This window comes from Intrasporangium chromatireducens Q5-1 (assembly GCF_000576575.1).
GTDB classification, from domain to species: domain Bacteria; phylum Actinomycetota; class Actinomycetes; order Actinomycetales; family Dermatophilaceae; genus Intrasporangium_A; species Intrasporangium_A chromatireducens.
Genome location: NZ_AWQS01000193.1, coordinates 1 through 7184, shown reverse-complemented (window position 1 = coordinate 7184; position 7184 = coordinate 1). Strand labels below are relative to the sequence as shown.

Genomic DNA, 7184 nt, shown 5'->3' with positions numbered 1-7184 from the left:
TCCCGGCGCGCCCCGCGCGGTCCCGGCGCGCTCAGTGCCCGGGCACGTGGGTCGTCGCCATCCGCTGGCGGATCTGGTCCATGACGGTGCTGTCGGCGAGGGTCGTGACATCGCCGATCGCGCGGTCCTCGGCGACGTCGCGCAGCAGCCGACGCATGATCTTGCCGGACCGGGTCTTGGGCAGCTCGCTCACGACGAGGATCTCGCGAGGCTTGGCGATCGGGCCGATCTCCTTGGCCACGTGGTCCCGCAGCTCGGCGACGAGCTCGGAGCCCTCGCCCGGCTCGTCCGCCTCCTGGATCGCCTCCTGCCGCAGGATGACGAAGGCGCAGACCATCTGCCCGGTCGTGGGGTCGTTGGCCCCGACGACCGCCGCCTCGGCAACCTTGGGGTGGGAGACCAGGGCCGACTCGATCTCGGTCGTCGACAGGCGGTGGCCCGAGACGTTCATGACGTCGTCGACCCGGCCGAGCAGCCAGAGGTCGCCGTCCTCGTCCTTCTTCGCCCCGTCGCCGGCGAAGTAGAGCCCCGGGAAGCGGGACCAGTACGTCTCCCGGTAGCGCTCCGGGTCGCCCCACACGCCCCGGAGCATCGCCGGCCAGGGGCTCGTCACGACGAGGTAGCCGCCGGAGCCGTTGGGCACCGGCTGCCCCGTGTCGTCGACGACGTCGACGGTGATCCCGGGCAGCGCCCGCATCGCCGAGCCCGGCTTGGTGGCCGTGACCCCCGGCAGCGGGCTGACCATGATGGCGCCCGTCTCGGTCTGCCACCACGTGTCGACGACGGGGCACCAGCCCCCGCCGATCGTGTCGCGGTACCAGATCCACGCCTCCGGGTTGATCGGCTCCCCGACCGAGCCGAGCAGGCGCAGCGACGACAGGTCGTGCCCTTGGAGCATGTCGGTGCCCCACTTCATGTAGGTGCGGATCGTCGTCGGCGCGGTGTAGAGGATCGAGACCTTGCGTTCGTCGATGAGCTTCCACCAGCGGTCCTGGGCACCGGGGTGCGGCACCCCCTCGTAGAGGATCGAGGTCGCGGCATTGGTGAGCGGGCCGTAGACGATGTACGAGTGCCCGGTGACCCAGCCGACGTCGGCGGCGCACCAGTAGACGTCCCGCTCGGGGTGCACGTCGAAGACGTTCCGGTGGGTGTAGGCGCACTGCGTGAGGTAGCCGCCGGTGGTGTGGAAGATGCCCTTCGGCTTCCCCGTCGTGCCGGAGGTGTAGAGGATGTAGAGGGGCTGCTCCGAGTCGAAGTCGTGGGCCTCGTGCTGGTCGGACTGCTGGTCGACGAGGTCGTGCCACCAGACGTCGCGGCTTTCGTCCCAGGCGATCTCGTCGCCCGTGCGCCGCACGACGACCACCTTCTCGACCCCGGGCGACTTGGCGACCGCCTCGTCGACCTGTGGCTTGAGCGGTGCCCGGGTGCCACGACGGAACTGGCCGTCCGCCGTGATGACGACCCTCGCGTCCGCGTCGGCGATCCGGCTGGCGAGGGCCTCTGCCGAGAAGCCGGCGAAGACGAGGGTGTGCGGCGCGCCGATCCGGGCGCAGGCGAGCATCGCGACCACCGTCTCCGGGATCATCGGCAGGTAGATCGCGACCGTGTCGTCCTGGTGGATGCCCAGCGACTCGAGGGCGTTGGCTGCCTGGCAGACCATGCGCTGCAGGTCGGCGTAGGTGATGGTGCGCTTGTCGCCCTCGGGGTCGCCCTGCCAGTAGTAGGCGACTCGGTCACCGAGACCCGCCTCGACGTGCCGGTCGACGCAGTTGTAGCAGGCGTTGAGCCGGCCGCCGACGAACCACTTCGCGAAGGGAGCGTCCGTCCAGTCGAGGACCTGGTCGAAGTCCTTGGACCACGTCAGCAGCTCGTGCGCCTGACGACCCCAGAACGCCTCACGGTCCGCGGCCGCCTCCTCATAGAGCGAGGGCTTCGCGACCGCCTGGGCGGCGAACTCCTCACTCGGCGGGAAGCGACGCTGCTCGTGCAGGAGATTGGACAGCGTTTCCTGGGACATCTCGGGTCCTCCTCGTGCGGACGTGCTCCCCTCCAACTGAACGCCTCTCGCGAGCAGTCGACAAGACCCCTTCCGAACTCGTCCTTGCGCCGCCCGGACCGGCGACTTACCGTCAGAAGTGTTCCTGCCTGCTGGCACGAAAGGAGCGATCATGGCGACCGCCGAACGCAACTTTGGACCAGAGGCCCCCGGCAGCGTCCGAGGACCAGAACTCGGCGCCACCGGCAGAGTGGGCGGCCCGGGGCTCGAGGCCCCGGAGCGGGTCATGCCGCCGGGATCGCACCTGGCCGACCCGGCCCCCCTGGGGCTCGCCGGCTTCGCCATGACGACCTTCTTCCTCAGTGTCGTCAACGCCGGCCTGCTCCCCGCCACGGTGACGACCGGCGTCTTCGGGCTGGCCATCTTCTACGGCGGGATCGCCCAGTTCGCCGCTGGCCTGTGGGAGTTCGCGAAGGGCAACACCTTCGGAGCGGTCGCCTTCTGCTCCTACGGCGCCTTCTGGCTGTCGTTCTGGTGGTTCGGGCGGACCGACCTGTCCGCAGCAGGCAGCTCGGCCGCCAAGGCCGCCGCGTACTACCTGCTCGGCTGGACGATCTTCACCGGCTACATGATGCTCGCCTCCTTCCGGGTCTCTGGAGCGGTCGCGGCTGTCTTCGTCACCCTGTTCGTCACCTTCGCCCTGCTGACCATCGGTGCCTTCACGGGCGTCAGCTTCTGGGACAAGGCCGGCGGCATCGTCGGCATCGTCACCGCGGCCGTCGCGTGGTACGCGTCGTTCGCGGCGGTGTTCAACTTCACCGCAAAGCATCCGGCGCTGCCCGTCTGGCCCCGGCCGTGACCTTCGGAGCCGGCTGAGTCCTGTCGGGAACTGGCCTCTCGACGGTTCGTGGCCTCTCGACGGTTCGTGGCCTCTCGACGGTTCACACGTCGAGAGGCCAGTTCCCGACGAAAGGCCAGTTCGCGTCAGACGGCGGCCGCGATCTCGCGGCCGACTCGGTCGGCCTGCGTCTCGGGCAGGGTGGCATAGCCGATCACCAACCCGGGCGCGGTGCTGTCGATGGCGTATGCCGTCAGCGGCGTGACGCGGATTCCCTTGGCCTCCAACCGACTTGCCACCTCGTGGTCATCGCTGTCCTCAGGGAGACGGGCGACGACGTGCAACCCCGCACAGACGCCCGCCTGGGGCAGCCACGGAGCGTGGCGCTCGAGGGCGGCGACGAGCGCCGCGCGCCGAGCGGCATACGTGCGGCCTGCGCGAGCGAGGTGCCGCGCGAGGGCACCCGACCCGATGAGCTCAGCGAGCATGCGGCTGACGACGGGCGTCACGTGCAGCCCACGGGTCTCGAGCTCGCGGCGGAGTGGATCGCGCAGCCAGCGGGGCGGGATGACCCAGGCGACGCGCAGGGACGGCGCGAGGATCTTGGACGCGGTGCCGACATAGGTCACGTGGTCGTCGGCGCCGTCGAGCGAGTGGAGGGCGGGCAGCGGCGAGACGTCGTAGCGGAACTCGCCGTCGTAGTCGTCCTCCACGACGAGCGCGTCGTGCGTGCGCGCCCAGTCGACCAGCTCGACGCGGCGGGCGACGGGCATCCGGCCGCCGAGGGGGAACTGGTGCGCCGGGGTGACATAGACGCCCTCGTCGCGGTGGGTGAGCAGGGCGGGGTCGAGCCCGTCGTCGTCGACCGGGACGGGACGCAGCCGCACCCCCTCCCGCTCGAAGGCCTGGCGCGGGTCGACGTAGCCGGGGTCCTCCAGCACCACCTGCCGCCCGCGCCATCCCGCCGCGGCGGCGAGGGCCGGGAGCAGCGCGTTGACCCCGGGCGCGACGAGGATCCGGTCCGGGTCGGCGGCGACCCCACGAGTGCGGCGCAGGTGCCACGAGAGCGCCTGGCGCAGCTCGCCGTGCGAGGCGTCAGCGCGGACGAACTCGTCCACCTCGCCGCTCGCGCCGTGCCGCCAGGCGCGCCGCCAGTCGGCGGGGTTGACCAGGCTCGTGTCCGGCGCGCCGGGCCGCAGCTCGAGCGAGGGCTGGCCGCCGACGACGGGCGGTAGGGGCGGCAGGTCGTCGGAGCAGAGGCCCCGCCGGGGCGCGGCGACGTCGTCGAGGACGATGGCGCGCGCCGACGCCGGCTTGTCGGGCACGTGGGTGCGGGCACCGGCCCGAGCGGCCTGGCAGGCATCGGCCGCGACGACCGTGCCGGACCCGGCGACCGCGTCGACGAACCCGGCTGCGGTCAGCTCGTCATAGGCAGCCACCACCGCGCCCCGCCCGACGCCGAGCTGGCTGGCCAGCACCCGGGTCGACGGCAGTGCGTCCCCGGGCTGGAGCCGGCCGGCGCCGACCTGTTCGAGGATCGCCTCGCTGATCCGGTGGCGCAGTGGGGCGTCACCGGCCGGCAGCCGGAGGGGCAGGTCGGGAATGCGCGCCGTGCGAGCCATCTCCCGAGACTAGCCCCAAAGTGGTCTGTGATTCCCGGGCATTTCCGGATCTGTGTCCGAACCGGTTAGAAGCGCAGAATGGTCCGCGTGACGACCACTCCCCGCGTCCCCTGGCAGGCCAAGTATCTCGCTCTCGCCCTCATCTGGGGCTCGAGCTTCCTGCTCATGAAGGTCGGGCTGCACGCCCTCGCACCCGTGCAGATCGCCGGCCTGCGGATCCTCGCCGGGGCGGCCGTGCTGCTCCTCCTACTGCGTGCGACGGGCGCCCGGCTGCCGCGCGGCGGGCACGTCTGGGGGCACCTGCTCGTCTCGAGCATCTTCCTCACCGTGGTCCCGTTCACCGGCTTCGCCCTCGGCGAGACCCGGGTCAGCTCGGCCCTCGCCGGCATCGGCAACGCGACGACCCCGCTCGCGGCGGTCCTCTTCGGCCTGGCGCTCCTGCCGAGCGACCGGCTCACCACCCGCAAGCTGACCGCCGTCGTCGTCGGCTTCCTCGGGGTCGTGACGATCATGCAGCCCTGGGAGTCCGCGGGCCGCCCCGACCTCGTCGGCTTCGCGATCGTCGTCGCGGCGGGGATGTCCTACGGGCTCGGCTGGACCTACCTGCGCCGCCACCTGGCCCACGTCGACCTCGGTGGGCTCTCGCAGCCGACCGCCCTGCTCCTGTGCGGCTCGGCCCTCATGGTGCCGGTCACCCTCGTCTGGTGGGCCGTCGCGCGACCCGGCCCCGCGCCGTGGAGCCTTGCGACGCAAGGCGGCTCAGCGGCATACGGCCCGCTGTTGGCGGTTGTCGTGCTCGGGGTGGTCGGCACGGGACTGGCCTACATGCTGCAGTTCGACGTCGTGCGGGGCGCAGGGGTCACGATCAGCTCGACGGTGACCTACCTGATCCCGATCGTCTCGATCGCCCTCGGGGTGCTCGTGCTCGGCGAGCACCTCGCGTGGCCGCAGCTGCTCGGCTTCGGCGTCGTGCTGGGCGCGGCCGTCGTGATCGGGATGCCGACGCGGTCCCGCCGGGCAGCGCCGACCGGCTGCGAGGCGGAGGGCGCGCTCGCCCGCTGAGCTCAGCGGTCCACGCCGACCCAGCACGCGGCGAGCAGCCGGTAGCCCGCGTCCTGCGTCCTGAGGTGCCGCTGCCAGTGCCGGCCGGCGTGCTGCGGCGCGTTGCGGTAGGCGGCGTCAGCGACCCGGACCGCCTCGATGAGCTCGAACTGCAGGTCGCGCCTCGCCTCGAGCGCGCGCTCACCGCCCGGCGGCTCGGTGGCCAGGACGTCCTCGAGCCCGGCGGTCGCCGCGGCGACGCGGTCCAGCTGGCCGGGTAGGGCCCGCTGCCAGAAGCTGCGCCCGACGGTCCACAGCACGGCGACCCCGACCGCCACTCCGAGGACCGTGTCGACGAGGCGCGCCCAGATGAGGGCCCCCGGGTCCTGGCCGGGGCTGGTGGTGACGAGCAGGACGAGGGGAGTGATCAGGACGACGGCGACGGCGTAGTTGCGCACGACGAACAGCTCGATGAGGAACTGGAGGACGGCGAGCAGGGCAATGAGGACATACCCGTGCGGGTGGGCGGCATACACGAGCGTGAAGACGACGATGCCGACGGCGGTGCCGATGAGGCGGTGCAGCGCCCGGTAGGTCCCGACGAGCCGGTCCACGCCGCTGTGCAGGACGAGGATCGCGCTCATGATCGCCCAGTCGGGACGTCCCGTCCCCAGCAGGTAGGCCGCTATCCCCGCCACCGCGCACGCGATGAGGACGCGCAGGGCGAGGATCGTCGGGAACGAGCCGAGGCGCAGCGAGCGGCGCAACAGGTAGCGGCGGTCCGGTGGCCCGAGCGGGATGTCGACCGCGAGGCGCCGGTCCTCAGCCGCCTCGGTCGACCTGTCCGGCCGCCCGTGCTCCGGGCCGAGCGTCGCGGCGAACCGCTCGTGCATCCCGTGCAGCGCGCGGCTCGTCGCGCTGTCGCGCAGGTCGGCCTCCTCGATTGCGTTCCAGGCGGCGTGTAGCGCGACGGCCGCCTCGGTGCGGGTCCGGCTCGTCGCCCGGCCGGCGTCGACCGCCCTGAGGTGCCGGCCGACGGCAGCGTCCGCAGTCTTGAGCCGCTTCGCGACCGGCCCGTGCGGCGCCCACAGGGCCGGCAGGAGCGAGAGGACGAGGGCGACGGCGCCGCCGAGGAGAGTCAGCAGCGCGATCTCGCCGACGCCGACCTGCCTCGCGGCGAGCAGGGACGCCATCGAGGCCACCATGGCGAAGAAGAACCCGCCGGGCGGGCCGAGCTGCAGCGCGTTGGCCAGGAAGGTCACCAGCGTCGCCAGCAGGGTGACCCCACCGATGACGACGAAGCCCGCCGCCGTCACGGAGCCCGGGACCGCGCCGAGGAGGGCCGCGAGGTCGTGGGCCAGGGCGCCGAAGACGGCCGCGCCGATGAGCATGAGCAGCACGATGAGCAGGAGCGAGACCCGCTTCCGGTACGGCCGGTCGGTGCCGTAGAGGGCCGTGAAGGCGCCCAACGAGACGAAGAGCGCGTGGCCCGGATTCCCGACGAGGGTCACGATCGTGGCCGCGATGCCGAGTGACAGGCCGGCCGCGACGGCGATGTGCAGCCGGGAGGGCGCCGGCGCACCCATGAGGAGCCGCTTGTGGTCGAACGGTGCGGGGATGTCGGCGGGGGCGGGTAAGGGCCATTGTCCCCCCCCCGGTCGACCGGTCACTTCCCTCAGGTCGACCG

General features: G+C 72.3%; 5 protein-coding genes. 2 read left to right on the top strand and 3 right to left on the bottom strand.

Annotated elements, in window-relative coordinates:
- Window positions 1–31 precede the first annotated feature (31 nt).
- Window positions 32–2017, bottom strand: coding sequence for an acetate--CoA ligase (gene acs, locus N864_RS17050; protein ID WP_034719654.1), 1986 nt, complete (start codon window positions 2015–2017; stop codon window positions 32–34).
- Between the two features lie 151 nt (window positions 2018–2168).
- On the opposite strand from acs, the gene N864_RS17045 reads away from it, so the two are divergent.
- Window positions 2169–2855 carry an acetate uptake transporter gene (locus N864_RS17045; protein WP_205620983.1) on the top strand — a complete coding sequence of 229 codons (687 nt, stop codon included), beginning with the start codon at window positions 2169–2171 and terminating at the stop codon, window positions 2853–2855.
- A 125-nt stretch (window positions 2856–2980) separates the two neighbouring features.
- Here the strand turns inward: N864_RS17045 and pdxR are convergent, their stop codons facing one another.
- Window positions 2981–4456 (bottom strand): MocR-like pyridoxine biosynthesis transcription factor PdxR, encoded by a 1476-nt coding sequence (gene pdxR / locus N864_RS17040; RefSeq protein ID WP_034719650.1) that lies wholly within the window; start codon window positions 4454–4456, stop codon window positions 2981–2983.
- An 87-nt stretch (window positions 4457–4543) separates the two neighbouring features.
- Between pdxR and N864_RS17035 the strand changes: the two genes are divergently transcribed.
- Window positions 4544–5518, top strand: coding sequence for a DMT family transporter (locus tag N864_RS17035; protein WP_081793981.1), 975 nt, complete (start codon window positions 4544–4546; stop codon window positions 5516–5518).
- 2 nt (window positions 5519–5520) lie between these two features.
- On the opposite strand, the gene N864_RS17030 is transcribed toward N864_RS17035, so the two are convergent.
- Window positions 5521–7184 (bottom strand): FUSC family protein (locus tag N864_RS17030; protein ID WP_205620982.1); only part of this gene is annotated, 1664 nt, incomplete at its 5' end.